The sequence below is a fragment of the Brevibacterium limosum genome (genome assembly GCF_011617705.1).
Taxonomy (GTDB): domain Bacteria; phylum Actinomycetota; class Actinomycetes; order Actinomycetales; family Brevibacteriaceae; genus Brevibacterium; species Brevibacterium limosum.
Map to the genome: position 1 here is coordinate 1,227,243 of NZ_CP050154.1, position 26,502 is coordinate 1,253,744.

General features: G+C 65.0%; 25 protein-coding genes. 10 read left to right on the forward strand and 15 right to left on the reverse strand.

From position 1 onward, the window contains the following. Window positions 1-59 precede the first annotated feature (59 nt). Window positions 60-1,481 carry a helix-turn-helix domain-containing protein gene (locus GUY37_RS05470; protein ID WP_166823193.1) on the forward strand — a complete coding sequence of 474 codons (1,422 nt, stop codon included), beginning with the start codon at window positions 60-62 and terminating at the stop codon, window positions 1,479-1,481. Here GUY37_RS05470 and GUY37_RS05475 read toward each other — a convergent pair. The 7 genes from GUY37_RS05475 to GUY37_RS05505 all read right to left on the reverse strand — a co-directional run bounded on the left by GUY37_RS05475 (window position 1,478) and on the right by GUY37_RS05505 (window position 8,048). Continuing rightward, window positions 1,478-2,671, reverse strand: a complete 1,194-nt coding sequence (locus GUY37_RS05475; RefSeq protein WP_166823196.1) for a histidinol-phosphate transaminase — start codon at window positions 2,669-2,671, stop codon at window positions 1,478-1,480. The two genes, GUY37_RS05470 and GUY37_RS05475, sit on opposite strands and share 4 nt — an antisense overlap. 69 nt (window positions 2,672-2,740) lie before the next feature. Then, the gene (locus tag GUY37_RS05480; RefSeq protein ID WP_166823198.1) at window positions 2,741-3,523 is read right to left on the reverse strand and encodes a hypothetical protein; all 783 of its coding nucleotides are present in this window, start codon (window positions 3,521-3,523) and stop codon (window positions 2,741-2,743) included. Continuing rightward, on the reverse strand, window positions 3,520-4,755 hold the full coding sequence (locus GUY37_RS05485; RefSeq protein WP_166823200.1) for a vWA domain-containing protein: 1,236 nt from the start codon (window positions 4,753-4,755) through the stop codon (window positions 3,520-3,522). The genes GUY37_RS05480 and GUY37_RS05485 overlap by 4 nt, the downstream gene beginning before the upstream one ends. Then, window positions 4,752-5,726 carry a vWA domain-containing protein gene (locus tag GUY37_RS05490; protein ID WP_166823202.1) on the reverse strand — a complete coding sequence of 325 codons (975 nt, stop codon included), beginning with the start codon at window positions 5,724-5,726 and terminating at the stop codon, window positions 4,752-4,754. Before GUY37_RS05490 ends, GUY37_RS05485 begins: the two co-directional genes overlap by 4 nt. Beyond that, entirely contained in the window at window positions 5,717-6,169 is a 453-nt protein-coding gene (locus tag GUY37_RS05495; protein ID WP_166823205.1) for a hypothetical protein, read from the reverse strand. The genes GUY37_RS05490 and GUY37_RS05495 overlap by 10 nt, the downstream gene beginning before the upstream one ends. Next, window positions 6,156-7,040 (reverse strand): DUF58 domain-containing protein, encoded by an 885-nt coding sequence (locus GUY37_RS05500; protein ID WP_166823207.1) that lies wholly within the window; start codon window positions 7,038-7,040, stop codon window positions 6,156-6,158. The genes GUY37_RS05495 and GUY37_RS05500 overlap by 14 nt, the downstream gene beginning before the upstream one ends. A gap of 12 nt (window positions 7,041-7,052) precedes the next feature. Further along, complete coding sequence (locus tag GUY37_RS05505; protein WP_152348077.1) at window positions 7,053-8,048, reverse strand: AAA family ATPase; 996 nt, start codon at window positions 8,046-8,048, stop codon at window positions 7,053-7,055. A 785-nt stretch (window positions 8,049-8,833) separates the two neighbouring features. Between GUY37_RS05505 and nrdH the strand changes: the two genes are divergently transcribed. The 4 genes from nrdH to nrdF all read left to right on the forward strand — a co-directional run bounded on the left by nrdH (window position 8,834) and on the right by nrdF (window position 12,745). Next, window positions 8,834-9,079 (forward strand): glutaredoxin-like protein NrdH, encoded by a 246-nt coding sequence (gene nrdH / locus GUY37_RS05510; RefSeq protein ID WP_166823209.1) that lies wholly within the window; start codon window positions 8,834-8,836, stop codon window positions 9,077-9,079. Between the two features lie 2 nt (window positions 9,080-9,081). Next, window positions 9,082-9,495 carry a class Ib ribonucleoside-diphosphate reductase assembly flavoprotein NrdI gene (gene nrdI / locus GUY37_RS05515; RefSeq protein WP_152348078.1) on the forward strand — a complete coding sequence of 138 codons (414 nt, stop codon included), beginning with the start codon at window positions 9,082-9,084 and terminating at the stop codon, window positions 9,493-9,495. Window positions 9,496-9,500: 5 nt separating this feature from the next. Then, window positions 9,501-11,627, forward strand: a complete 2,127-nt coding sequence (gene nrdE / locus GUY37_RS05520) for a class 1b ribonucleoside-diphosphate reductase subunit alpha (protein WP_228278460.1) — start codon at window positions 9,501-9,503, stop codon at window positions 11,625-11,627. 146 nt (window positions 11,628-11,773) lie between these two features. Continuing rightward, on the forward strand, window positions 11,774-12,745 hold the full coding sequence (nrdF, locus tag GUY37_RS05525) for a class 1b ribonucleoside-diphosphate reductase subunit beta (RefSeq protein ID WP_166823215.1): 972 nt from the start codon (window positions 11,774-11,776) through the stop codon (window positions 12,743-12,745). Between the two features lie 227 nt (window positions 12,746-12,972). Here nrdF and GUY37_RS05530 read toward each other — a convergent pair whose 3' ends face one another. The 6 genes from GUY37_RS05530 to sdhC all read right to left on the reverse strand — a co-directional run bounded on the left by GUY37_RS05530 (window position 12,973) and on the right by sdhC (window position 18,377). Then, window positions 12,973-13,143: a hypothetical protein gene (locus GUY37_RS05530; protein ID WP_166823217.1), complete on the reverse strand. Its 171-nt coding sequence runs from the start codon at window positions 13,141-13,143 to the stop codon at window positions 12,973-12,975. A gap of 328 nt (window positions 13,144-13,471) precedes the next feature. After that, on the reverse strand, window positions 13,472-14,698 hold the full coding sequence (locus tag GUY37_RS05535; protein ID WP_166823220.1) for a D-alanyl-D-alanine carboxypeptidase family protein: 1,227 nt from the start codon (window positions 14,696-14,698) through the stop codon (window positions 13,472-13,474). A gap of 292 nt (window positions 14,699-14,990) precedes the next feature. Beyond that, a complete protein-coding gene (locus tag GUY37_RS05540) occupies window positions 14,991-15,779 on the reverse strand; it encodes a succinate dehydrogenase iron-sulfur subunit (protein ID WP_039209761.1) in 789 nt (262 codons plus the stop codon). Beyond that, window positions 15,779-17,539: a succinate dehydrogenase flavoprotein subunit gene (gene sdhA / locus GUY37_RS05545; protein ID WP_166823223.1), complete on the reverse strand. Its 1,761-nt coding sequence runs from the start codon at window positions 17,537-17,539 to the stop codon at window positions 15,779-15,781. The genes GUY37_RS05540 and sdhA overlap by 1 nt, the downstream gene beginning before the upstream one ends. 9 nt (window positions 17,540-17,548) lie before the next feature. Next, the gene (locus GUY37_RS05550; RefSeq protein ID WP_166823226.1) at window positions 17,549-17,998 is read right to left on the reverse strand and encodes a succinate dehydrogenase hydrophobic membrane anchor subunit; all 450 of its coding nucleotides are present in this window, start codon (window positions 17,996-17,998) and stop codon (window positions 17,549-17,551) included. Window position 17,999: 1 nt separating this feature from the next. Beyond that, on the reverse strand, window positions 18,000-18,377 hold the full coding sequence (sdhC, locus tag GUY37_RS05555) for a succinate dehydrogenase, cytochrome b556 subunit (RefSeq protein WP_081770431.1): 378 nt from the start codon (window positions 18,375-18,377) through the stop codon (window positions 18,000-18,002). Window positions 18,378-18,721: 344 nt separating this feature from the next. On the opposite strand from sdhC, the gene GUY37_RS05560 reads away from it, so the two are divergent. The 5 genes from GUY37_RS05560 to GUY37_RS05580 all read left to right on the forward strand — a co-directional run bounded on the left by GUY37_RS05560 (window position 18,722) and on the right by GUY37_RS05580 (window position 23,969). Then, a complete protein-coding gene (locus GUY37_RS05560; RefSeq protein ID WP_166823229.1) occupies window positions 18,722-19,831 on the forward strand; it encodes a mannose-1-phosphate guanylyltransferase in 1,110 nt (369 codons plus the stop codon). A gap of 187 nt (window positions 19,832-20,018) precedes the next feature. Then, window positions 20,019-21,191, forward strand: coding sequence for an amidohydrolase (locus tag GUY37_RS05565; RefSeq protein ID WP_166823232.1), 1,173 nt, complete (start codon window positions 20,019-20,021; stop codon window positions 21,189-21,191). Window positions 21,192-21,229: 38 nt separating this feature from the next. Next, window positions 21,230-22,393 carry a BMP family ABC transporter substrate-binding protein gene (locus GUY37_RS05570; protein WP_166823235.1) on the forward strand — a complete coding sequence of 388 codons (1,164 nt, stop codon included), beginning with the start codon at window positions 21,230-21,232 and terminating at the stop codon, window positions 22,391-22,393. A 35-nt stretch (window positions 22,394-22,428) separates the two neighbouring features. Continuing rightward, window positions 22,429-23,532: an adenosine deaminase gene (locus GUY37_RS05575; protein WP_152348353.1), complete on the forward strand. Its 1,104-nt coding sequence runs from the start codon at window positions 22,429-22,431 to the stop codon at window positions 23,530-23,532. After that, window positions 23,529-23,969, forward strand: coding sequence for a hypothetical protein (locus GUY37_RS05580; RefSeq protein WP_228278383.1), 441 nt, complete (start codon window positions 23,529-23,531; stop codon window positions 23,967-23,969). The genes GUY37_RS05575 and GUY37_RS05580 overlap by 4 nt, the downstream gene beginning before the upstream one ends. Before the next feature lie 245 nt (window positions 23,970-24,214). Here the strand turns inward: GUY37_RS05580 and GUY37_RS05585 are convergent, their stop codons facing one another. Together GUY37_RS05585 and GUY37_RS05590 are read right to left on the reverse strand one after the other, a co-directional pair. Further along, on the reverse strand, window positions 24,215-25,582 hold the full coding sequence (locus tag GUY37_RS05585; RefSeq protein WP_166823238.1) for an FAD-dependent oxidoreductase: 1,368 nt from the start codon (window positions 25,580-25,582) through the stop codon (window positions 24,215-24,217). 66 nt (window positions 25,583-25,648) lie between these two features. Continuing rightward, on the reverse strand, window positions 25,649-26,359 hold the full coding sequence (locus GUY37_RS05590) for a hypothetical protein (RefSeq protein WP_166823241.1): 711 nt from the start codon (window positions 26,357-26,359) through the stop codon (window positions 25,649-25,651). Window positions 26,360-26,502: the final 143 nt, after the last annotated feature.

Consider the following 26,502-nt stretch of genomic DNA (forward strand, 5'->3'; position numbering starts at 1 on the left):
CGATATCCAGATCGGACAATTTGAAGTCGATGCTGTCCAGAGTGGATAGAATCGGGTGCATGGTCACTCTGGAACAGATCTGGTCGCGCACAGAGCTCGCGCTCGAGGTCATCATCGATTCGCCGACTGCCGCGGTCCAGGAGGTCACGATCGTCCACTCCTCTGAGCTGCCGGAGGTCGATGAATGGCTCGCCGGCGGTGAGGTGCTGCTGACGATCGGAGTCGGTCAGGACCTCGGCGGGGACACGGTGGAGGACTATGTGCGCCGCCTCAAGGCCGTCGGCGTCCATGCCCTGGGCATCGGTTTGGGCTCCGACCTGCCGTGGCAACAGGTCCCGCCGAAGCTCATCGCTGCCGCCGAGGAGGCGGGACTGGCTCTGTTCGGGGTGCCCGAGCCCGTGCCGTTCGTCGCAGTCGTCGATGCCTTCACGAGGATGCGGGAGGCCGAGACCAACCGGGAGCTGACCCGGGCGAGCAGTGCCGCTCGCCGCTTCGCGACCGCTCTGGCAGGCGAGGGCCCCGCGGCACTGGTGGCCGATCTGGCGCAGACGCTGGAGGCGCCGGTCCGGTTCGTCTCTCCCACCGGCAGGGCGTTGAGCGGGGACGACGCCGAGGCAGATGTGCGTTCGGCGCTGATCGAGGAGTCGTTGAAACCGACGTCGGGGCCCCGCCTGATCCGCACCGGTTCGCGGATCGTCGAGGCCGTTCCGATCGGGGGTGATCATCCGCTCGGGTGGATCCTCACCCCCGCCGAGGCGGCCGGGTCTCCGAAGACGCGTGCCCTGCTGCTCTCGACCGCTTCGGCACTGTTGGCGATGTCGCTGACAGATCTGCCCGTTCCCTCCGGTCGTTCGCCGCTGTTCGACACCGATCTCAGTGACGACGCGGCACGCGAGGAATGGGCCCGGGCGACGGGGCTGGCTCCGGTGGCGACGGTGGGGATGCACATCTTCGGCGGGGTCCGCGGGGACATCGCCGAACGCCTCATCGCAGATATCGTCGGTCGGAGCCTGCTCACCCGCACCGGTTCGCTGCTCGGAGTCGTCGGTGCGCAGGAGCGCGGGCTGGATGAGCTGGTGGCGAAGGCCGCCGAGGTCACCGGACTGGACACGCTTGCGGAGAAGCGGCTGCCGTTGGGGCAGCTCCACCACACTTGGATGCTGTGGCGGACTCAGCATGAGTCAGAGGCCTCCGAGGTCAGGGCGCTGCTGTCCGCGGTCGATGAGGAGGCCGCCGACCGTTTCGTCGATCGGGTCCTCGGCGAACTCTTCCGGGCACGCGGCGGTCAGGAGCTGCTGGAGACTCTGCGGGTCTTCATCTCAGCGTCCGGGGCACGGGAGCGCATCGCCGCTGAGCTGGGAGTCCACCGTCATACCGTGCGGGCGCGGTTGGCGAAGATCGAGAAGCTGCTCGGCCGTGACCTCTCCCACGCCGAAACCGTGCAGGCGGTGTCGATGGCCCTCGAGCTCGCCGAACTCTAAGCACAGTGTTCGGTGCGGAAGGACCGCGCGATCTCGAGGACACGGTCGAGGGCTTCTGGTTCGCCGATGCTGATGCGCACACCGGCACCGAGGTTGCGTACTGCCACGGCCTGTTCGACGCAGGCGTCTTCGAACGCTGAGGACTTCTCACCCAGCGGCAGCCACACATAGTTCGCTTGGGCTTCGGGCACGTCCCATCCCTGCTGACGGAGGGCATCGGCGAAGGCGTCGCGGGCCTGACCGATCCGGGCGGCTCGGTCGAGCACCTCGTCCCAGTGGTGGAGGGATTCGAGGGCGGCAGCCTGGCTGAGGTCGGTGACACCGAAGGGGATGACGGCTTTGAGCAGTCCTTCGATCACCGGTGGGTGGGCGACGGCGTAGCCGACGCGCAGTCCGGCGAGCCCGTGCGCCTTGGAGAATGTGCGCAGGAGAACGAGATTCGGATAGTCGCGGACAAGACTCAGACCGTCCGCGCGTCCGGGTGCTGTGGCGAACTCCCAGTACGCCTCGTCGAGGGCGACGAGGACATGGGCAGGCACCTTGTCGAGGAAAGTTCGCACCTCGTCATCGCGCAGCACCGGACCGGTCGGATTGTTCGGTGAGCACAGGATGATGAGGCTGGTGCGGTCCGTGATCGCCGCCGCCATCGCGTCGAGGTCGTGGCGCCCCTCCGCCGTCAGCGGCACCTCATGGCGCGTGGAACCGACGAGCCCGGTGATCTGCGGATACATCTCGAACGACGGCCACGGATAGATCGCCTCGGTGGCGGCGTCCGAGGTGATCTGGGTCAGGGCGACGAGCAGTTCGCTGGCACCGGTGGCGACGACGAGCTGATCGAGCCCGACACCGAGGCGTTCGGCCAGCCCCTGACGCAGCGCCAGCGCTGCATCGTCGGGGTAGAGGGCGGGGTTCGTCGCATGGGCGACCATGGTGTCGAGGACCGCCGGCAGGGGAGGCAGATAGTTCTCGTTCGAGGAGAGTTTGAACGACTCCAGGCCCTCGACCCGGCGGGGAGGCTTGCCTGGAACATAGGGCGGGAACGTCTCCAGAGCGGCCCGCAGTCGCGGTGACGGTGCGGAGGGTGCGGCTGCAAAGGGGTGGGAAGCCGCCGAGGCGGATGCGCCCGGGAACGAAGTTCCGGGGGCGGAGGAGGAAGCCGAATCTGAGGCGATGGGGTCGGAGTCGTTCATGGACTCATGATGTCACAGGGGATCTGTGCTGCCGCCACCGCCGGAGCGATCAGGCACACTCGCTGACGATCACCACGGCTTCTCCGGGGTCGACCGGCCGCCGTCGCCGCCGGGACCCTGCTGGCGCTGCTGCCGTTCGGAGTCCTCACGGCGCTTCTCCAGTTCGTCACGTTTCTTCTCACGGTCGGACTTGCCCGAGGAATCGTCCGGCTTCTCCTCTTCGCCGGGGTCCTGGCTCTCTCCGCCGGAGGACTTGTCGTCCTCCGAGTCCTGATCCTTCGAATCCTCGTCCTCGGAATCGCTGTCGTCGGTTCCCTCTTCCTTGGCCTTCTCGCCCTGCTTCTTGTCCTCGACGCGCTCCTTCGCCTGGTTGCTCTTCTGCTTCTCTTCGCTCTTCTTCGGCTGGCATTGCTCGGGGGCGTCCTCGAGGGTCTTCAGCGAACGGTCGTAGAGCTCCTGCGACTGATCGGGGTCCTGCGAGGCGATCTGGTCCGCCTGCTTCTCATAGACATAGGACAGATTGATCCGCACCGCGCATTCGGCCGAGGTCGGAGCGATCTCCAGTGCGGCTTCGAGATCGGCTTGGGCCGCATCGAAATCGCCGACGGCCGCCTCGGCGGTGCCGCGATTGAAGTAGCCGATATGACGTTGGACCGGGCTGACCCGAAGGAACGCCGTCGCCGCCTTCTTCGCTCCGGGGAAGTCATTCGACGTGTATCGGACCTGCGAGGCGGTCCCGAAGTACGTGGCCATCGCGATATAGCCGAACACCAGGGCGAAGATCGTGCCGAGGATGAGGTTGATCTTCGTGATCCGGCGCAGCCGTGACCACAGATTCTTCACGCGGTTCATCGCGGACCTCCCTGCTGGTCGGACACCGACGGAGCAGGCCCTGGCTGGTCGGGTACCGACGGGGCAGGCCCGGGCTGGTCGGGTACCGACGGGGCAGGCCCGGGCTGGGGCGGAATTCCCACCGGCACCCGCTGGTGGGGCACCGGGCCGCCGGGACCGGGTGGGCCGCCTCGGCGAGGGCGCTTCGGGGTGATCGCCTTGAGACGAAGATACTCGCGGACTCCGAAGACGAGCTCCACGGCGATCCACGCGAAGACGAGGATGAGCGGGACCCAATAGTATTCGTCGACGGTGACCCGGCCGTCCTTCTTCACCAAAGCCTGATCGTATTTCGGCGCGGTGTAGACGCTGGAGATCGCACCGTTTCCGTCGCGATGGTGGTAGTCGACGCCGAGGTCCGAGGCGATCTGGCGCAGGTTGCCCTCGTCGATCTTCGAGACCCCCGGGTTGCCGTTGCGGTCCTGGATGTATTCGGGCGGTGCCTGATCGTCGGTGGTGTCGTCGGGGTCGCCGAGACCGGGAGCATTGCCGGGATTGCCGACACCGGAGCCGTAGCCGAACGGCTGACGGTCGCGCATCTTCCCACCCTCTTCGGTGCCGTATCCGAATACGGCTCCGCTGTCGATGCGGGGGGCGAAGGACGACCACGAATCGGGGGTCTCCGACACCGTCTGCTCACCGTCGCCGAAGTAGAACACGACGTTCTCGTTCTCCGGACGGTCCTCATCGTTCGAGGTCATCCGCTTCTCGAGCTCCTCACCGGCCTCGGTGATCGAGGACCCCTTGGAGTTCAGGGACGACTCGGGGTCGAGGACGTCGACGGCGGAGGCGAAGGCAGCATGATCGGTCGTCAGCGGCATCACGGTGGCTGCGGTCGAGGCGAAGGTGATGATGCTCAGCCGGGTGCCGGGGAAGGCATCGGCGAGCTCGAGCATGTCCTCCTTGACCCCTTCGAGGCGGGTGTCGTCCCCGTCGAAGTCCTCGGCGGCCATGGACGTCGTGACGTCGACGACGAAGTACACATCGGCACGCGCCTCGTATTCCTCAGTCGACGACTTGATCGGGATGCCCGGACGCGCCAGCGCGAGACCGAGCACGGCGACGACGCCCATCCGGACGAACCACTTCCAGCGCGCTCCGTCGCCGCGGATGGCCGGGATGATGCACACGGTGAACAGGGCGAGGACGACGAAGCCCCAGCCGAACCAGGTGAAGACGGGATCGAAGATCATGACTTCGTCCTCCATGCCAGCACGAACACTCCGGCGAGGCCGAAGACGGCGATTCCGAGCGGGATCACCGGCATATCGTGGACGATCGTGTACGAACGTCCGGGTGTGTTCGCCGCTTCCTGGCTCTGGATCTCTTCGACGATGCGGTCGATCGTCGAGGCCGAGCCCATATCGAACTGTTCGCCGCCGGTGCGGTCGGACACGGAACGCAGCTCCTTCGTCTGGGTGGTCGTCAGCACCGAGGGAGGGGAGAGGCTGTAGACGCGGACGTTCGCGTCGACGGCGATATCGGCGGCTTCGTTGAGTTCGAACAGCGGATCACCGGCGAGCATATTGTCGGTGGCGAAGATGACCGACCGGGACCGTTCCTCGTCCTTCCGGTCGAAGTTGTCGACACAGCTGACGAGCCCGTCGCCGATGAGGGAGGAGCCGCCGATGTTCGGAGGTGAGGTCGACCATGAGTAGTCGGTGCCCTCGGCACCCCAGGTGCGGAACCCCTCCTCGGCTTCGGAGAGGAAGCTCTGGACCATGTCGTAGTCGTCGGTGAGCGGGAACGCGGAGACCGCGGTGGCATTGAACACGGTCAGACCGATGCGTTCGCCGTCGAAGCGGTCGACGAGCTCCTGATAGGACTCGAGCAGATCGGCATCGTAGCCGAGCATCGACCCCGACACGTCGAGGCAGAGCATGACATCACGCATCTTCCGCTCCGGGTTGACCGTCTCGACCCAAGCCGGGCGCGCGATTCCCGCGAGTGCGGAGAGTCCGGTGAGCACGATGACGCCGAGGAGGGCGACCGTGGTGACCAGCCGTCTGCGCATGGCCCGACGGAAACTCGGCAGGCTGGTCATCCGCCCGCTGTGGGCCACGGCCAGCGAGGACTCCGTCGACTTCGGCCGACGGAACCAGAAGACTGCGGCTGCGGCGAGGGCCAGGAGGATGAGCGCCAGCCACCAGAACATCAGGACCATCGCGCCACCAGCTTCCGGGCCTCGGCGATCTGCGGCTGCAGACCGGCCGGTTCGGACTCGGCGAACTCCGCCTCGTAGAGACCGAGCAGGCAGTCGGCAAGGTCGTCGAGACCGGCGACGGCCGCGTCACGGTAGGTCAGATGCTCGGCTTTGACACCCCACGCATCATGGGCGAATTCGCGCACGATCGTCGCCAGCTGCTGTGCCGATTCGCGCACGTCCGCCGACTCCGCGCTCAAGTCCGTCTCGACTGCGCTGATGCGGGAGAGGTAGGTGCTGCGCACGGGAATCGGGATGCGCGGTCCGGCCGATGTGGTGGCCCCGGCGGCAGCGCGGAAGAGCGGGGCGAAGAAGTTTCCGAGCACCAGCAGCAGCACGAGGCAGGCCGCCACGTACCACGCCGGTGAGACCTCCAGGGGCCCGATCAGTTCAGCGGGGCCCACAGCGATGCCTCAGCAGAAGAGTGTGGAGCCGGCCGAGCGCCGACTTCGGATGATCGATTTCGATATGGGCGATCCCCAGCTTCGCGAGGAGATCGATGCGCTGCTGACGGCGGGCCGCCTCGGCGAGGGCGAATTCCTGCCTGACCTCGGGTTTCGACATCACCGAGGTCGGCAGCCCATGGTCGCGTCGGGCGACGTCGAACGGCGCCGAGGCGGCCGGCAGTCCGGCGAGGTCCGCGTCGGTGATCGTGATCCACAGGACCTCGTGCTGGGCGCGCAGCCGTCGGATCGTCGCTTCGGCCTCGGGCCCCAGCGGAGCCTGATCGGAGATGACGACCAGGAGCATCCGATGCTTGATATGGCTGGTGATCCACTGCAGCTGGGTGTTGATCGATCCGGGGGAGGTGTTGCCGGTCTCGGCGAGGATCTGCTGCAGGAGGTGTTCGAGGTGGGCCTCGCTGCCTTTCCGCGGGGATGCGGTGGTGTGGTCGGCGTGTCCGTGGATGAGCATGACGTCATCTGCGTGGCGGACGGCGAGGTAGCCGACCATCCCAGCCATGAGGATGGCCAGGTGGCGTTTGTCTGCTCCGGCGGAGGTGACGGCGTCGAAGTTCCGGGAGGTGTCGACGACGAGTCCGAGGATGTGCCGACGGTGGGCGACATAGCGTTTGACCAGGGGTTCGGTGTGCCTGGCGGTGGCTTTCCAGTCGATATCGCGGATCTCGTCACCGGGGATGTAGTCGCGCAGGTCGTCGAAGTCGAGGCTGTGGCCGTGGAAGACTGAGGAGTAGTCGCCGTCGAGGAGGCGCCGGGTCCGCCGGTGGGCGTGGATGGTCATCCGCGCCTTGATGCGATTGAGCAGGACAGTCATCGGTATCGCCGATCAGGGGGTGGGCACGGCCATGAGGAGGGCATCGACGATCTGGGCGCTCGTGATGTTCTCGGCGGCGGCTTCGAAGCCCAGTTGGATGCGGTGGGCCAACACCCGGTGGGCGAGGTCCTTGATGTCTTCGGGGATGACGTAGTTGCGACCGCGGATCATCGCCAGCGCCCGCCCGGCGTTCGTGAAGGCGATGGAGGCACGCGGGCTGGCGCCGTATTCGATGTATGGGGCGAACCGGCCGAGGTACTTCGCCGTATTGCGCGTGGCGTGGACGAGTTCGACGAGGTAGCGGGTGATGGCCGGGTCGATGTAGACGGTGCGGGCATAGCGCTGCATGGTCACGACGTCGTCGAGCGTGCAGGCCGGATCGGGCACCGAATCCCTGTCGAAGACTCCGGAGTCGAGGCGGGAGAGGATCTCGACCTCCTCGCCGGGACTCGGGTGGGTGAGCAGATCCTTGATCATGAACCGGTCGAGCTGAGCTTCGGGCAGCTGGTAGGTGCCTTCCTGCTCGATCGGGTTCTGTGTGGCCATGACGAGGAAGGGGCGGGGGAGTTCGAAGCGTTTGCCGCCGATCGTCGTCTGCTTCTCCTGCATGGCCTCGAGCATCGCCGACTGGGTCTTCGCCGACGACCGGTTGATCTCGTCGAGGAGGACGATGTTCGCATGCACCGGACCGAGCACGGTGTTGAACGAACCCTCATGCGCGTTGTAGATCTGCGAGCCGATGATGTCGGCCGGCAGCAGATCCGGGGTGCACTGGATGCGGGAGAACTTTCCGTCCACGGCATTGGCCAGAGCGGCGGCCGCCGTGGTCTTCGCCAGGCCCGGCACGCTCTCCAGCAGCAGGTGACCGCTGGAGAGGAGGCCGATGAGCAGGGATTCGCGCAGCCGCTGCTGGCCGACGACGAAATGGTCGAGGTAGGACTCCAGGGCCTTGAGGATCGTCTGTGCGTGCGCGATCTCCTGCGTGTTCGCCGGTGCCGTTGCCGTCATGGTCCCTCAGTCTCTCGATGTCACTGGTATTTCGGTGTCACTGTGGTCGTTCGGTGTCACTGTGGTCGTTCGATCGCGCGAAATGGTGGATTCGTGTGGTCTCCAGCATATTGGCTGGCACTGACATGGAACAGCCGTCGACGTTGCAGTGCTGACACACACGTCAGCGCCCCATCCCTCCGGCGACGGTCGGCCACCCACCGTTCACGGCGGGGCCATCTCATGTCAGGGCCGAGCTGTAGCGTCGACGAGAGAGGCAGAGGAAAGGAAGGAGGCAGCGTAAAGGATCCCGGTCATATCCGGAGAAGTTCACCGTCACCGAGGCGGCCGACCCGGCTGGCACGAAGGCTGCGCGGCGATGTGATCATCGCCCCCACCTCGACGTGACCGGCGCCGCACGAAACAGTTCGGAATCGTCGATCGAGGGCTGGCCGACATGCCCACAGGCAAAAATTTTTCCTGTGGAAAGCGGTGGAAAACGTCCGCGGAAAACAGGCCGAAAATCGGCTCGGGAGCCGCCGATGTCAGTGTCCGCGCAGGTGATGGAACTACACGAGTGTCGTTCACAGCCTGTGGACGATTGTGGACGGTGACGACACAGGGTGTGGAACGTTCAAATGACACTGGTGTAACACTGGATATAGGGGTAAGGTCTAACCCGAACACAACATCTAGTGGTCACCCCTGAGCCTGCGGCTCGTGATATTCATCATGATCGAGCAGTTGACGGGGCACGGTCACAGCCATCAGAATGCCGAACTGCACAGCAGAATGAAGGAGTCGTCATGATCACCGTGTACACCAAGCCAGCTTGCGTCCAGTGCAACGCCACCTACCGTGCTCTCGACGCCAAGGGCCTGAAGTACAAGTCGGTCGATCTCAGCGTCGACGAGAACGCCCTCGACGTCGTCAAGGCCATGGGCTACATGCAGGCTCCCGTCGTCGTCACCGACAACGACCACTGGTCGGGCTTCCGCCCGGACAAGATCGCCACCCTCACCGGCGAGAAGTCAGCTTCCGTCGTGGCCTGACAATGCTGCTGGTCTACTTCTCTGCCAACTCCGAGTACACGCATCGCTTCGTTGCGAAGCTGCGTCACCCGGCAGTGCGGTTGCCGACGTTGACCAAGGAGCCGACGCTGCGAGTGGATGAGCCATTCGTTCTCGTCACCCCCACCTACGGGGCCGGCCGCAATCGCGGGGCTGTTCCCAAACAAGTCATCAAATTCCTCAATGTCGAAGAGAACCGGCGCCATCTGGTCGGTGTCATCGGCGCCGGAAACACGAACTTCGGCGAGGACTACTGCCGCGCGGCCCACAAAGTCGCGGCAAAGTGCCAAGTACCCCTCATGTATCGAGTCGAACTCCTGGGCACTCAGGAGGATGTCGACGCTGTTAACCAAGGATTGGACAAACTGTGCGCGAGCTCGCTGAAGACCGCAATGTAGAGGACATCATCCGCGAAGAGACGGATCTGGATTACCACGCGCTCAACGCGATGCTGAACCTGTACGACGAGGACGGCAGGATCCAGTTCGAGCGTGACAAGCAGGCTGCCCGGCAGTACTTCCTGCAGCACGTGAACAACAACACCGTCTTCTTCCACAACCTCAAGGAGAAGCTCGACTACCTCGTCGAGAAGGACTACTACGAGCCCGAGGTCCTTCAGCAGTACTCCTTCGAGTTCATCGAGCAGCTGTCGACGCGCGCCTATGATCAGAAGTTCCGCTTCCAGACCTTCCTCGGCGCATTCAAGTTCTACACCTCCTACACGCTGAAGACCTTCGACGGAAAGCGCTACCTCGAACGCTTCGAGGACCGCGTCGTCATGGTCGCTCTGTTCCTGGCTCGCGGAGACGAGACGCTGGCCACCCAGCTCGTCGACGAGATCATCTCCGGTCGCTTCCAGCCGGCCACCCCGACGTTCCTCAACGCCGGCAAGAGGCAGCGCGGTGAGCTCGTCTCCTGCTTCCTGCTGCGCATCGAAGACAATATGGAGTCGATCGGCCGCTCCATCAACTCCGCTCTGCAGCTGTCCAAGCGCGGCGGCGGTGTGGCCTTCGCTCTGACGAACATCCGCGAGTCCGGTGCCCCGATCAAGAAGATCGAGAACCAGTCCTCCGGCGTCATCCCCGTCATGAAGCTGCTCGAAGACTCGTTCTCCTACGCCAACCAGCTCGGAGCACGCCAGGGCGCCGGCGCCGTGTACCTGCACGCCCACCACCCCGACATCTACAAGTTCCTCGACACCAAGCGCGAGAACGCCGATGAGAAGATCCGGATCAAGACCCTGTCCCTGGGCGTTGTGATCCCCGACATCACCTTCGAACTGGCCAAGCGCAACGAGGACATGTACCTCTTCAGCCCCTACGACGTCGAGCGCGTCTACGGTGTGCCCTTCTCCGACATCAACGTAACCGAGAAGTACACCGAGCTCGTCGACAACGCCGCGATCAAGAAGAAGAAGATCAACGCTCGCGAGTTCTTCCAGACTCTGGCCGAGATCCAGTTCGAGTCCGGCTATCCGTACGTGATGTTCGAAGACACCGTCAACAAGGCGAACCCCATCGACGGCAAGATCATCATGTCTAACCTGTGCTCGGAGATCCTCCAGGTCTCCGAACCCAGCAAGTACGACGATGACCTCGGCTACGACGTCGTCGGCAAGGACATCTCCTGCAACCTCGGTTCGCTCAACATCGCTCTGACGATGGACTCGAACAACTTCGGTCAGACCATCGCGACCGCGATCCGCGGGCTCACCGCCGTCGCCGAGACCTCGGACATCCAGTCCGTGCCCTCGATCGCACGCGGCAACGACATGTCGCACGCCATCGGCCTGGGACAGATGAACCTCCACGGCTACCTGGCTCGTGAGCACATCTACTACGGTTCCGATGAGGGCCTGGACTTCACGAACATGTACTTCTACACTGTCGCCTACCACTGTGTGCGGGCGTCGATGGAGATCGCGAAGGAGCGCGGTGAGACCTTCGCCGGCTTCGAGCGGTCGAAGTACGCCACCGGCGAATACTTCGACAAGTACACCGATGAGGTCTGGCAGCCGCGCACCGCCCGAGTGGCCGAGCTGTTCTCCGAAGCGAACGTGCGCATCCCGACGCAGGACGACTGGCGCGAACTCAAGGCTCAAGTGGCCGAGCACGGCATCTTTAACCAGAACCTCCAGGCCGTGCCGCCGACCGGTTCGATCTCGTACATCAACAATTCGACCTCGTCGATCCACCCGGTCGCCTCGAAGATCGAAATCCGCAAGGAGGGCAAGGTCGGTCGTGTGTACTACCCGGCTCCCTTCATGGACAACGACAACCTCGAGTACTACCAGGATGCCTACGAGATCGGCTACGAGAAGATCATCGACACGTACGCCGAGGCCACGAAGCATGTGGACCAGGGGCTGTCGCTGACGCTGTTCTTCATGGACACCGCCACCACACGTGACATCAACAAGGCGCAGATCTACGCCTGGCGCAAGGGAATCAAGACCATCTACTACATCCGGCTCCGGCAGCTCGCTCTGCAGGGCACGGAGGTCGAAGGCTGCGTTTCCTGCATGCTCTGATCAATGGAATCGGCGGACCGATGTGAATCGGTCCGCCGGCTTCGTGCGGGCCCCATGCCGCCGGACGGGCCCGCTCACATGACTTTCGTCTGCTGCGCAGACAACTCGTGTTCACGACGAACAACACTTTGGGAAGAGAGAAAGCGTTGGAGAATCTGACTCTGGCATCGCATGTCGATGCCATCAACTGGAACCGTGTCGTCGATCCGATCGATGATGAGGTCTGGGATCGCCTGACCGGCAACTTCTGGCTGCCGGAGAAGGTCCCGCTGAGCAACGACATCCAGTCCTGGGCGACTCTGACCGACGACGAGAAGACGCTGACGATGCGCGTGTTCACCGGTCTGACCCTGCTCGACACGATCCAGGGAACCGTCGGCGCGATCTCGCTCATCCCGGATGCGGTGACACCGCACGAAGAGGCAGTGCTGACGAACATCGCGTTCATGGAGAGCGTGCACGCGAAGTCCTACTCCTCGATCTTCTCGACCCTGTGCTCGACGAAGGAGATCGACGAGGCCTTCCGCTGGTCGCGTGAGAACAAGTACCTGCAGTCCAAGGCCGACATCATCCTCAGCTACTACCGGGGTGACGATCCGCTCAAGCGCAAGGTCGCGTCCACGCTGCTCGAGTCGTTCCTCTTCTACTCCGGCTTCTACCTGCCCATGTACTGGTCGGCGCACGCGAAACTGACGAACACCGCTGACCTCATCCGTCTGATCATCCGCGACGAGGCTGTGCACGGCTATTACATCGGCTACAAATACCAGAAGGGTCTGGAGTCGCAGTCCGAAGAGCGTAAGCAGGAGCTCAAGGACTACACGATGAACCTCCTCTTCGAGCTCTACGAGAACGAGGTCGCCTACACCCACGACATCTACGATTCGGTGGGTCTGGCCGAGGACTGCAAGATGTTCCTCCACTACAACGCCAACAAGGCGCTGATGAACCTCGGCTACGAAGCGATGTTCCCCAAGGAGGTCACGAAGGTCAACCCGGCCATCCTCGCGGCGCTCTCACCCGGCAGCGATGAGAACCACGACTTCTTCTCTGGTTCGGGTTCGTCCTACGTCATCGGCAAGGCCGAGAACACCGAAGACGACGACTGGGACTTCTGATCCCGCGCACCACAGATACCGATACGGCCCATTCGAGCAAGCATGCTCGGATGGGCCGTTTGTCTTGGACGTAATAGATTGTGCCGCGATCGATTCGGCGGTGAATGACAGACGCCCACCTGCTGCTTAAAACCCGGCAGCAAGTGGGCGTCTTCTCAATCGGTGCGGATCAGGCCGGCCCGCGTGGGCAAACCTGATCCCTGCAGATCAGGGTGACCGTCGTCGAGTCAGGCGGCGGCCATCGGCGTGATCTCACGCAGCGAGGAGCCGGTGAACAGCACGAGGCGACCGGTCGCATCCTCGATCGTGATCTCGCCGGGAGCCTGGTGGCTGATCCGGGGATCGATCATTCCTGCGTGTGCGAGTCCGCGCTGGACCCACTGTGGGAACTCAGACATGGTTCCCTCCTTTCTTCAGTTGTGAATAGCAGGCAACGACGCGCGCTATTCTTCAGGTTCTCAAGTCGGCGATTGGGTGATCGCCATGGGGATCTGCGATTCGAAGAGACACAGTGTCCGGAACATTCATCTGCAAAGTCGAACCACGATCGGGGCCTACGACTTCAAAAGCTAGTCGTCAGGAGCAACGCAACGATCGGTTCGATGAATGCGGACAACTTCGAACGCTAAGAACAAGCATAGCGCGCGCATGCTCGGGTTGTCCACTCGAGTTCAGAGACCTCGAGTCAGGTTCGCTGAACTCTCGCCGAGGCGGCCCTGATTTCCCTTATCGTCGCCCCTGCATCCGCGCCCGGACTCGCAGCCAGAGCACCACGGTGATGATGAACAGCACGATCCCGCCGGCCAGGAGGCCGAGCGCAAGGGGATTGTCCAGAGCCACACCGACGGTCTGGGAAGTCATCGACTCCTCCGACTCACCTGACTCCTGAGTCGCGGTCGCGCCACTCGAATCTGATTCGGCACCACCGGCATCACTCGAGCTTCCCGTGGCGGTCGGGTCCGCCTCGGCGGTGGCCTGAACCCCTACGGGAACGGTCTGCAGCGATTTCGGGTCCTTCTGCGCGAAATCCCATTCGAGGAGGTCAGTGGCGACCTGGCGGGAGTTGTTGTCGATGCCGAGCATCGTCGCGACCACGCGGTGTCCATCGCGTTCGGCCACGGCCACATAGGAGCCCTTCGCAGCCCGGGTGAACCCGTTCTTCAGTCCGAGCCCGCCGTCGACCTGGCCGACGATCTTCGTGTGATTCTGGATCTCGTAGCCCTTGAACTTCTCTTTCGTCTGCGGGTTCTTCCCGCCCGGGAACTTATAGGTCTCGGTCCCGATGACCTTCATCAGGTAGTCGTCCTCGCACACCGCCCACGCGAGCTTCATGAGGTCTTCAGCGCTCGTGTACTGGCCTTTCGCATCCAGTCCCGAGGTGTTCTTCGCCTGCGTGTTCGACAGGCCCAGCTCCGCGGCTTTCTCGTTCATCAGCTTCACGGCCTTGTCCTGTCCGCCAGCGGCTCGGCCCAGAGCATTCGCCGCATCATTGGCACTCGACATCAGCATCGCGTGGAAGAGCAGATCGATGGAGTACTTGTTCGTCTGCATGAGACCGACCTTCGTCCCATCGACTTCCATGTCCTCGAACTCGGCGGTCACTTTCTTCTTCTTGTCATCGAACTCGTCGACGAGCGCCAGAGCCGTGAGCAGCTTGATCGTCGAGGCCGGAGCGTGCCGCTTCTCCACGTTCTTCGCCACATGCAGCTCCCCGGAGTCGAGGTCGCCCACGAGCCAGGACGTGCCTGTCGGCTTCGGCGGCTTCGCACCATCGCCGAGGTCGTCGGGGCTGACATACGCCGGTGCCGTCGTCTCCGCCGGCTGGGGCGCAGCCTGCGCGCGTGCGGGGGAGTGGGCGAGCTGAGCGGCGAGCACCAGCAGTGCGGCGACGATGCCGAAAACGCACATGGCCAGGGCGCGTGGTGAGGAAGCGGTCGAGCGGGTGAAACGCATGCGCCCCAGTCTACTTTCGCCGCACTCGACGCGTCCTCAGGTTTCCCTCACTGGGACGAACCAGCACCGAGGCGGACCCGCCAGGTCAGGTCAGTGATTGGCACAGATTCTTCCGGACTACTCAGGTTCCTCGCTGTGCACTTGAGAGAAATGTGTACCGAAACACGGTCGGAACGCCGTCGAGGCGGCACCCCTCCCACCGAGGCGGCAGCTCCCGTGCAATCGGCACAGACGAAAGCGGCCCCGCACCATGTGGTGCGGGGCCGCTGCAGTCTGACTCAGGCTGACGCGATCAGAACGCGCGCTGGAGGATCGCCTGCTTCACCTCGGCGATGGCCTTGGTGATCTCGATGCCGCGAGGGCAGGCCTCGGTGCAGTTGAAGGTGGTGCGGCAGCGCCACACGCCTTCCTTGTCGTTGAGGACCTCGAGGCGCATGTCTCCGCCTTCGTCACGCGAATCGAAGATGAAACGGTGCGCGTTGACGATCGCGGCCGGACCGAAGTACTGGCCGTCGGTCCAGAACACGGGGCACGATGAGGTGCACGCAGCGCAGAGGATGCACTTCGTGGTGTCGTCGAAGGCGGCGCGCTGTTCGGCCGACTGCAGACGCTCACGCGTGGGCTCGTGTCCCGAGGTGACGAGGAACGGCATGACCTCGCGGTACGACTGGAAGAAGGGCTCCATGTCGACGATCATGTCCTTCTCGAGCGGAAGGCCCTTGATCGCCTCGACGGTGATCGTCTTGGACGTGTCGAGGTCCTTGAGCAGCGTCTTGCAGGCCAGGCGGTTGCGGCCGTTGATGCGCATCGCATCGGAACCGCAGACGCCGTGGGCGCAGGAACGACGGAAGGACAGCGAGCCGTCGATCTCCCACTTGATCTTGTGGAGAGCATCCAGCACACGGTCGGTGCCGTACATCGTGACGTTGTATTCCTCCCAGTGCGGCTCAGAGTCGACCTCGGGGTCGAAACGGGCGATCCGGAAGGTGCAGTCGAAGGACGGGATGGTTCCGCCTTCGCCTGACACATGGGTGGGCAGGTCGATCTTCGACGCTGGCTCTGGGGTGGTATCGGTGCTCATCAGTACTTACGCTCCATCGGCTGGTAACGGGTGACGATGACGGGCTTCGTCTCCAGACGCATGCCCTTGATGCCGTCGGTCTCCGCTTCGGGATCGAGGTAGGTCATCGTGTGGTGCATGAAGTTCTCGTCGTCACGATCCGGGAAGTCCTCGCGGAAGTGTCCTCCACGCGATTCCTTGCGGTGGATCGCGGCGACAGAGATGACCTCGGCGAGCTCAAGCAGGAAGCCGAGCTCGACGGCCTCGAGCAGATCGAGGTTGTAGCGCTTGCCGCGGTCCTGGATGCCGACGTTGTTGTAGCGTTCGCGCAGCTTCGCGATCTCGTCCAGAGCAGACCGGAGAGTCTCGTCGGTGCGGAACACCTGGACGTTGGCGTCCATGAGGTCCTGCAGGTCCTTGCGGATGGCGGCGATGCGTTCGGTGCCGTCCGAGGTGCGCATCTTCTCGAGCATCTCGACGACCTCGGTCTCCGGGTTCTCCGGCAGATCGACGACCTCGGCGGTCTTCGCGTATTCCGCGGCGGCGATGCCGGCGCGCTTGCCGAAGACGTTGATGTCGAGCAGCGAGTTCGTGCCCAGACGGTTCGAACCGTGCACGGACACGCAGGCGACCTCACCGGCTGCGTAGAGGCCCGGGATGACGTTGTCGTTGTCGGCGAGCACCTCGGCCTTGATGTTCGTCGGCACGCCGCCCATCGCGTAGTGCGCGGTCGGGAAGACGGGCACCGGCTCCGTGTAGGGCTCGACACCGAGGTAGGTGCGAGCGAACTCGGTGATGTCGGGCAGCTTCTCGTCGATATGCGAGGGCTCGAGGTGAGTGAGGTCGAGCAGGACGTAATCCTTGTTCGGTCCGCAGCCGCGGCCTTCGCGGACTTCGTTGGCCATCGAACGGGCCACGATGTCACGCGGGGCGAGGTCCTTGATCGTGGGGGCGTAGCGCTCCATGAAGCGCTCACCCTCGGAGTTGCGCAGGATTCCGCCCTCACCACGGGCCGCCTCGGACAGCAGGATGCCCAGGCCGGCGAGGCCTGTGGGGTGGAACTGGAAGAACTCCATGTCCTCCAGCGGAATGCCGCGGTTGTAGGTCACGGCCATGCCGTCACCGGTCAGGGTGTGGGCGTTCGAGGTGGTCTTGAAGACCTTGCCGACACCGCCGGTGGCGAAGACGACCGACTTGGCCTGGAAGACGTGGATCTCACCGGTGGCCAGTTCGTAGGACACGACGCCGGCAGGGCGCTTGACCCCGTCGACCTCGGTCATGATGAGGTCGAGGACGTAGAACTCGTTGTAGAACTCCACGCCGTGCTTGACGCACTGTTGGTACAGGGTCTGGAGGATCATGTGACCGGTGCGGTCGGCGGCGTAGCAGGAGCGGCGCACGGCGGACTTGCCGTGGTCGCGGGTGTGTCCGCCGAAGCGACGCTGGTCGATCTTGCCCTCGGGGGTGCGGTTGAACGGCAGCCCCATCTTCTCGAGGTCGAGGACGGCGTCGATGGCTTCCTTGGCCATCACCTCGGCGGCGTCCTGGTCGACGAGGTAGTCACCGCCCTTGACGGTGTCGAAGGTGTGCCATTCCCAGTTGTCCTCTTCCACGTTCGCCAGTGCGGCGCACATGCCGCCCTGGGCGGCGCCGGTGTGCGAGCGGGTGGGATAGAGCTTGGTGAGAACGGCGGTGCGGGCACGCTGGCCCGACTCGATCGCCGCACGCATGCCGGCGCCGCCGGCGCCGACGATGACGACGTCGTAATGATGTACCTGCATGTTTCTCCTTTAGGCCTTGCAGAACTCAGCCAGGACCGAGGGGTCCGCTCCGGCCGGGCAGGGATCGAACGTGAAGATGACGAGCGTGCCGAGCACGATGACGATGACCGAGGCGATGTAGAGGATCACCTGCAGGGACATGCGTGTGCCGGGCTTCTCGGAGTAGTCCATGATGATGGTGCGCAGACCGTTGGTGCCGTGCAGCATCGCCAGCCACAGCATGAGCAGATCCCAGATCTGCCAGAACGGGCTGGCCCACTTGCCTGCGACGAAGCCGAAGTCGATGGCCTGGACGCCGTCGCCGACCCACAGATTCACGAACAGGTGGCCGAAGATGAGGATGACGAGGACGACGCCGGAGATGCGCATGAACAGCCATGCGAACATCTCGAACTTCGAACGCGTGGATTTGTGCCGGGAGTAGCCGGTCCGCGGGGCCGGAATCGATGTTGTGCTCATGTCAGCCTCCGAAGGTGTGCATCAGCTGGCGGGGAATGAAGGCGATCATGATGATGAGCCACACAACCATGACTCCCCAGAACAGCTTCTTCTGATTTTTCGGGCCACTCTTCGAGAAATCGACGAGAATGACGCGCAGACCGTTGAACGCATGGAATGCGATGGCGGCGACGAGCGCGATCTCACCGAATGCCATGACCGGTGTCTTATAGGTTCCGATCACTGCGTTGTAGGCCTCGGGCGAGACGCGGACGAGTGCAGTATCGAGCACGTGGACCAGAAGGAAGAAGAAGATTCCGACGCCTGTGACGCGATGCGCGACCCAGGACCACATTCCTTCGTTTCCTCGGTACAGAGTGCCCGTAGACGCTTTGGCCACGGAGCATCCTCCATCTTGAATATTCGGGTGTGTACGTCTAGAAACTACGCCGAAGACCGCTTCCGTGCCAGTTGGGACACGGCTGAGCGTCGCGGATCACACGACAACCCTGGCAATTCCCTCAAAACTGGGATTCACCGTCTCACGAATTTTCATTTACATCACAGCCGTATGCGCTAAATGATTATGTACACGGCCTGACCTGGACGGCCCGGAACTCAGGCGAACCATCACCGAGGCGGCCCCGAGGTGGGGATCTCCCCACCGAAGACCTGAGGATCGGCCCGTCCGACACGGCGGGCAACCTCGGGGAAGGCATGCCCGAACTCTGAGACACTGAAATCGTGAACACGCACTTCCACGCCATCATCCCCGCCGGCGGATCCGGAACGCGCCTGTGGCCGCTGTCGCGTCGGGCGACGCCGAAGTTCCTCCACGATGTCCTCGGTCTCGGTCGCAGCCTCATCCAGGCCACCTGGGACAGGGTCGCGCCGATCGTCGGCGAAGACAGAGTCTGGGTGGTGACCGGTGAGAGCCACCTCGATCAGGTCGCCGCGCAGCTGCCGCATATCGCACGCGGCCAGATCATCACCGAACCTTCGCCGAAGGATTCCGCTGCCGCCATCGGACTGGCCGCCATGCTCATCGCCCGCGAGGACCCCGAGGCCATCGTCGGTTCGTTCTCTGCCGACCATTCGATCACGAACGTCGACGAATTCCGCCTCGTCATCGATCAGGCCGTCGCGGCCGCAGAGACCGGGGACATCGTCACGATCGGCATCATGCCCCGCAATCCCGCCACCGCCTACGGCTATATCGAGACCGGTGACCTGCTGGGACTCGACGGGGCGCCCACGGCCCGCAGGGCTCGGGCGTTCGCGGAGAAGCCGGAGGCGAGCACGGCTCGTCAGTATGTGAACTCCGGACGCTACCGCTGGAACGCCGGCATGTTCATCGCCAAGGCCTCCTCCCTGCTCGACATCCTCGCCGAGGAGGACCCCGCCCTGTACTCCGGACTCGCCCGGATCGCCGAGGCCTGGGACACCCCCGACCACGACGAGGTCCTCGGCGCCGTGTGGCCCGGACTGGAGAAGCGAGCCATCGACTATGTGGTGGCCGAACCAGCGGCCGCGGCCGGTCGCGTCATCGTCATCCCCGGCGACTTCGGCTGGGACGACGTCGGCGACTTCGATTCGGTGGCTCGATTGCGCCAGCCGGTCCCCGGGGAGCCGCGCGGCGTGATCTCGATCGGCGGGAACACCGACCTGCTCGAGGTCGATGCCTCGGGAGTCGTGTTCTCCGAAGGGCCGCGGACCGTGGCGATCGTCGGACTCGAAGACCTCGTCGTCGTCGACACCGACGACGTCCTGCTCATCACCTCCCGCTCGCACGCCCAGGACGTGAAGAAGGCCGTCTCCGTCGCCGGTGAGCGCGGACTCGACGAACTGCTCTGAGGCGACCGGCCGCCTCGGGGTGTGCGGGGGACTCTGATCCGAAGGGTCGCCTCGGGCGTGCGGGGACCGAAGCGGGAAGTATGTCGAAATTGGTCGCAATGGGCACATTTATGACATCGAGTGCCTAGCATTGCTTGAAATGTCCGACATCGCCCATCCCCGACCTCCCCGCTCTGAAGGACCCGACGTGATCAGCTCGACAATCGCTGAGATCGGTGCAGAACTCATCGATTTCCGCCGCGACATCCATGCCCATCCGGAACTGTCCTTCCAGGAGTTCGAAACCACCGACAAGATCGTCGCCCGCCTCGAGGCCGCCGGCCTGCAGCCTCGGCGCCTCGAAGGCACCGGAGTCGTCTGCGACGTCGGCGAAGGACCGGTGGCCGTGGGACTGCGGGCCGATATCGACGCCCTGCCCGTCGACGACCTCATCGATGAGCAATTCCGATCCACCGTTCCCGGCGTCGCTCATGCCTGCGGCCACGACGTCCACCTGACATCCCTCATCGGTGCAGGCATCGCCCTGCAGAAGACCCATGAATCACGGCCCGGCGGACTCGGAGGACGGGTGCGTCTGATCTTCCAGCCCGGTGAGGAGGTCACCCCCGGTGGTGCGCTGCGCGTGATCTCCCAAGGCGTCCTCGACGAGGTGCCCGAGGTCTACGCCGTCCACTGCGACCCGAACGTCGACATCGGCAAGGTCGGCTCACGCATCGGCGCCATCACCGCCGCCGGTGACACCGTCATCATCCGCCTGTCCGGTCACGGCGGGCACACCTCGCGTCCGCACCTGACCGAGGACCTCGTCTACGCCCTCGGCAAACTCGCCACCGACCTGCCCTCGACCCTCGGCCGTCTGATCGACCCGAGGCACGCGATCTCTCTGGTGTGGGGCGAGATCAGCGCCGGCCATGCCGCGAACGTCGTCCCCAGCGAGGGGATCCTGCGCGGGACCCTGCGCTGCCTCGACGTCGACGGCTGGAACCAGGTCGCCGAGGTGCTGCCCGAGCTCGTCGATCGCATCGCCGGTCCCTACGGAGTCGAGGTCGACCTCGAACATCGCCGAGGCGTCCCACCGGTGGTCAACACCGAAGACCAGGTCACCCTCATCGAATCCGCCGTCCGCGGGGAGCTCGGCGAGAACTCCGTCCAGCTGACCCCGCAGTCGATGGGCGGGGAGGACTTCGCCTGGTACCTCACCCACTGCCCGGGAGCGCTCATCCGCCTGGGCACCCGCACACCCGGCGGCATCACCTACGACATCCATCAGGGTGATCTGCTCATCGACGAACGTGCCGTGGAAATCGCCGCCCGCGTCTTCACGGCCACCGCGCTCAAGGTCCTCGACCGCAATCGCTGATTATCCGGCCGAGGCGCCGGGCCGATAATCTAGATGCCATGAGTCGCAGAGCCCGCAGCACCTCCACCGCCGCCTTCGCCGCGGTGAGCGCACTGGTGCTGACCGGCTGCTCCGTCACTGCCCCCGAAGCCTTCGAGGAGGAGAGGCTGGGCTGCCTCGTCTCGGCTCCGGCCGGCTTCGATGATCACTCCGCCGGTGCGCTGACCCTCGAGGAGACGGAACTGGCTCGCGGGGCCGGGGTCTTCTCCGGCACCTCGAGTCAACGCGTCTCGGGCGGGTCGACCACCTCAGCGGCATTGGATCGGATGCACAGACATGACTGTGCACTGACCACGGTCATCGGGCCCGGCGGAGCGGACGAACTCGTGGACTTCGCCGCGGCCCACCCCGACGATCTGTTCCTCGGGGTCTCCAGCGGCACCGACGACCTGCCGAAGAACGTACTGAGCATGGATTTCGACCTCGTCCCGCCGGCGTTCATCGCCGGCTACACCGCGGCCACGGCCTCGGAGACGGGAAAGGTCGGCGTCGTCGTCTCGCACGGATTCCCGCAGTCCGCACGCATTGCGGACGCCTTCGACGCCGGCGTCGATCTGTACAACAAGGAGAAGGACGAGGACCAGCCGACAGCGGAGTCGTACCGTCCCTCGGGCGGGTCCGCCTCGGCGACCGGCTCGCCCCGGGCGATCGACGATACCCGCGGGGCGGGGGAGGAGTACTTCGAGCGGTCCTTCGACGACGACGTCGACGTGCTCGTCCCGTTCGGTTCGGCCGCCGCGATGGGTGTGGTCACCTCGGCGGATGAGAAACGCATTGACCTGACCACGGCCACCGAGGATCCCGAAGGCGGCGAGGAGAGGCCGAGCCTGCCGAAGATCGTCTGGTACGGAACCGCGGGCGGATTCTCCAAGACGATCGTGGCCACCGTGGAGCCGAACGTCCGCCGCGGAGTGCGCACGATGTTCCCCGATTGGCCGCAGAGCAAGAATCCCGATGAGGTGGCCCCCGCGCCGAAGACCGGGCCCGAGGAGATCGGCGGCTTCCGCGTCGCCGACCGCCACTATCGGGGCACCCTCGACAACGGCGGGGTGCGCATTGTCGCCGAGGACGGATTCCTCTCCCGCGTCTCCGACGCCGGGCGCGGAATCACGGACCTGCGGGAGCGGATCAAGAGCGGGGAGATCGACCCGGAGAAAGGATGAGGGGCTCACGCGTCATCGGATAAGCTGAGACGGTGATGAATGTACCCGCCGGCGTCGCATCGGACGACCCCATCCTGCAGCTGCCCAAAGTCTCCCTCCATGATCACCTCGACGGCGGTCTGCGCCCCTCGACGATGATCGAACTGGCCGACTCGATCGGCCACACCCTGCCCGCCGCCGACGCCGAATCGCTGCGCCGGTGGTTCTCCGAGTCCGCGAACTCCGGTGACCTGGTCCGCTACCTCGAGACGTTCTCGCACACCGTGGCGGTCATGCAGAGCGAGGACAACTTGCGCCGCGTGGCCAAGGAATGGGTGCTCGACCAGGTGGCCGACGGAGTGTTCTACGCCGAAGCCCGGTGGGCACCCGAACAGCACCTCGAAGGCGGACTCGAACTCGACGCCGTCGTCGAAGCCGTCCAGGACGGTCTGGAGGCCGGTGTCTCCGAAGCCGCATCCGACGGCAAGTACATCCGCGTCGGACAGCTCATCACGGCCATGCGTCAGGCCGACAACTCGCTGGCGATCGCCGAACTGGCCATCCGCCACCGCGAGAAGGGAGCGGATTCCGGTGTCGTCGGCTTCGACATCGCCGGGCCCGAGAACGGCTTCCCGCCGTCGTCGCACCTCTCCGCCTTCAACGCCCTGCACCAGGCGTATGTGCCGGTGACGATCCATGCCGGCGAGGCTGCCGGCAAGGAATCCATCCACGAGGCGGTCACCATCTGCCATGCCCAGCGTCTGGGCCATGGTGCGCGCATCGTCGAGGACATGGACATCGTCGACGGTCAGGGTCAGCTCGGCAGCCTCGCCGCTTGGGTCCTCGACCAGCAGATCCCGCTCGAACTGTGCCCGAGCTCCAACCTGCAGACCGATATCGGCGGCACCATCGCCAGCCACCCGATCACCGGCCTGAAGGATCTGGGCTTCGCGGTCACCATCAACCCGGACAACCGGCTCATGTCCGGCACATCCGTGTCACGTGAGATGCGTCTGCTCGTCGACGAGGCCGGCTGGAACCAGACCGACCTCGAATGGGCGACGGTCAATGCCGTGACCGCTGCCTTCCTGCCGCTGGACGTGCGTGAGCGCATGCTCGATGAGATCCTCATCCCCGGATTCGCCCGGGTGAACATTTGACTTCACGCGATGACCGGGCCGCTGCGGCCAGTCCTTCACCGGAGCCTGAGGGGCACGGCGTTCGGACCCCGCGGGCGATGCTGCTGCCTGTGACCGTCCTCGGCATACAGGCGCTGGCCCTGGTCGGGGCGGCGGTGTCGTTCGTCATCACGGCAATCACCGCGGGTCCGCTGGCGACCTCGCTGATCGGTCTGGCCGTGATGTTCCTCATCTTCGCGGCCGGAGTCGGCGCCGCGGCCAGAGGCGCTTGGCGTCTGCACCGGTGGGCGCGACCGGCGGCGATCGCCTTCGAGCTGCTCGTCATCGTCTTCGCCTTCAGCGTCATCGCCGGCTCCTTGTGGCTGGGGCTGGCCTGCCTGGTCACCGCCATCGCCGTGATCATGGGCTTCTTCCTGCCCGCCGTCGTCGACGCCTACAACCGCGCCCTGGCCGGCTGAGCAGTCCTGGCCTGTTGTCGGCTGGGCGCCGACCTGGGCAGGTGCCGGCTGAGCGCCGGCCTGGTCGGCCGCCAGCTGAGGCCTTCGGGGCCCGGCACCAGGCTTCTCCGCAGGGCGAGTTCTCCGCTGGCCGAGACCGACGCAGCAGGGAGAATGCGTTAAGTGTGCGAAGAATGCCGAAAACCAGCGTCCCAGCGACATTCTTCCAACACTTAACTCGTGACAGCGGCGCTCGGCCATCAGCATCAGGCCGGCGGCGGCGACCATCTCTGGACGCTTGCAGCCTGAGCGGCGATGACTCGCGGCGGAACCGCAGAGAAGACGGCGTTGCGCAGTCCTGCCAGCAGCGGCGATTCGAGCTGGAACACCTGCCCCATCAGCCGGGATTTCTGGGCGATCGACTGCGTCCGTGGGCGGCGCAGAGCATCAAAGCGGCCCAGTGCCGCAGCGAGGTCTGGCGGTGCTGAGGCGATCGGGCCCGCGTTGTGGTCCGGGTTCACACCGACGCGTGGGCCCGCACCTGTGGCGGCGGCCTGCACTTCGGTTCGCCCGGGCCGATTCGCCTCAAACCCCGGAGACTTCCCGAGCAGCGGGGCGAGCAGGACAGTGAGCGTCGCTGCGTCCTCGAGGGCCTGCCCTCCGCCCTGACCGAGGTTCGGCGTCATCGCATGCGCGGCATCGCCGAGCAGCACGACGCGGCCACGATGGAATCGAGCCAACCGGCGGGAGAGGTCGGAGATCGCGGTGCGGCGGACCTCCTCGGCGGGGGTGGCGGCGATGAGGTCGGCGATGGGGCAGTGCCATCCGGTGAACATCTGCTCGACGGTGGATTTCTCGTCGGCGAAGACAGCGCGCTGCGGCATGTTGGCCACACCGAACCAGTAGACGCGGCCGTCGGCCAGCGGGGCGATGCCGAAGCGGCGTCCGTGCCCGACCGATTCCCCGGCTTCACCGGACAGATCCACCGGCACCGAGGTGATGCCCCGCCACGCGGAGTACCCGGAGTACCGCGGTGCCACCGGCTCTCCGTCGACGGTGGTGCGGGTCCGGCTGTGCAGTCCGTCGGCCCCGATGATGAGGTCGAAGCGCTCCTCTGTCGTCGGCGTCGGATCGGAGTCTGTTGTCGGCGTCGGTGCGGGGAGCTTGTCGGCGTCACCGGTGGCAGGGTCCGCGTTCGACTCCATCGTGCTCGAACTGCCAGCGGACCTGGCCGTGACGGTCAACGTCCCGTCGGTGCCGGTCACGGTCGCCTCGGAGTCGGTGCGCACCGTACCCGGGGCCAGGGCGTCGAGGAGGATGCGGTGGAGGTCGGCACGGTCGACGATGCGCAGTGCACCGACCGAATCGTTGGGCACCCGAGCGATCCAGGCTCCGTCGGCGCGGCGCTGACCTGCGGTGAAACCTTCGACACTGGCGTCGGTCACGGCATCGAACGCCGCGCGCAGACCCAGAGTCTCCAGGGCCGCGAGTCCATTGGCGAAGATCGACAGACCCGAACCTCCGGCTCTGACCTCGGGGGCGCGTTCGAACACGGTCACGTCGGCGCCGGCTCTCTGCAGACCCACGGCCGCCGAGAGTCCGCCGATTCCAGCTCCGATGACGGCGATCTTCACAGTGTCATCGTCGCACGCAGGGCGTCGGCTGGCGAGAGACCGCGGAGGCGGAGCGGAACGGCGGGACTACTGGAGGAACTCCCCACAGGCTTCGGTGAGGAAGTCGCCGGCGACTCCGCCCTCTTCGCCGAGGCTGATGGCGGTCTTCTGAATGCCCCACCACACGCGGGGCGAACCGCCCCACTGCTGCCGGAACTCCTCGCGACGGCCGGGGTCCTCGGCGAGGTCGTCGGCGGCCAAGCCGATGCGGTCCTGAGCGTCATCGGCGGTGCAGCGTTTCTCGTCGTCCGGGCCCTTCGGGTCGAGCTCGGGGATGTCTTCGTCGTCGACGGTCTTGAGCGTGTACGCGGAGTTGCCGATCTCCTCGACGTCGAAGGTGCCGTGGATGAGCAGGAACGGGGAGGCGCCGTCATCGACGTTCTCCGCATCGACGGTGACGCTGACGCTGTCGGGGCTGTCGGCGGTCACGGTCGTCTCGCCGGAGTCGGGGACTTCGGGGTTGCCGGTGTGCACGTAGACCTTGAGGTAGGCCTCGGTCTTCTTCTCGGCCGCCTCGGCGAGACCCTGCCACAGCGGGTCGGTGTCCTTCGCACCGCCGGGGGAGGAGTCGACGATGGACACCTTCGGTGCATCGTCAGGAGTCTCGATCGGGGTGACCTCCTCCTTGCTCACCGAGGGGCGGGGCTGCGGTCGGGTCTCCTCGGGCGTCGACACGCAGGCCGATGTCGTGGCCAGCATCGCGGCGGCGGACAGCAGGGCAAGGGGGCGAAGTCGCATGGTTCCTCGAGGTGTCGTCAGGGGCCGAGTGGTTGCGCTTCCAGCCTAATGCGCACGACCGCCCTCACCCGGGCGGACGCGCGGTGAAGCGGCGAAAGCGATGGGAGGCGTGGGGACAGCCTGCGAGGGCTGCTTGCGCCTTG